Source organism: Methylobacterium mesophilicum (assembly GCF_022179445.1).
Lineage (GTDB): Bacteria > Pseudomonadota > Alphaproteobacteria > Rhizobiales > Beijerinckiaceae > Methylobacterium > Methylobacterium mesophilicum.
This window is the reverse complement of record NZ_BPQU01000126.1, coordinates 1-266: the sequence shown is the minus strand read 5'-3', so window position 1 is coordinate 266 and position 266 is coordinate 1. Positions and strand designations below refer to the sequence as shown.

The 266-nt window shown below is 50.8% G+C and carries 1 protein-coding gene; it reads right to left on the bottom strand.

Annotated features, from left to right (window positions below; translation table 11 throughout):
• Positions 1–79 precede the first annotated feature (79 nt).
• On the bottom strand, positions 80–266 hold a 187-nt coding region (locus tag MFF40_RS28490), incomplete at its 5' end, for a PTS sugar transporter subunit IIB (protein ID WP_283950091.1).

Here is a 266-nt window from a genome sequence, read left to right as displayed (position 1 = left end):
GTTTTGAGGCGAGAGATACGATTCGTCATGAGGAACTCCTGTGGGAAAGCGAACCCGCCCTTGCGAGCGGGAGAAGAACTTAAGCGGTTTGCGCCAGGTGAGCTTCAATTTTGCTCATAATGGCGTCAGCACGTTTTACTGCATCGCTGATGTTGACGCGCACGATGGTCTTGCCAGCAAAACGCTCTTCAAACTTGATGCCGATATCTTTGGTCAGAATCACCATATCAGCGCTCGCCACATCTTCCGCAGTCAGTTCATTTTCC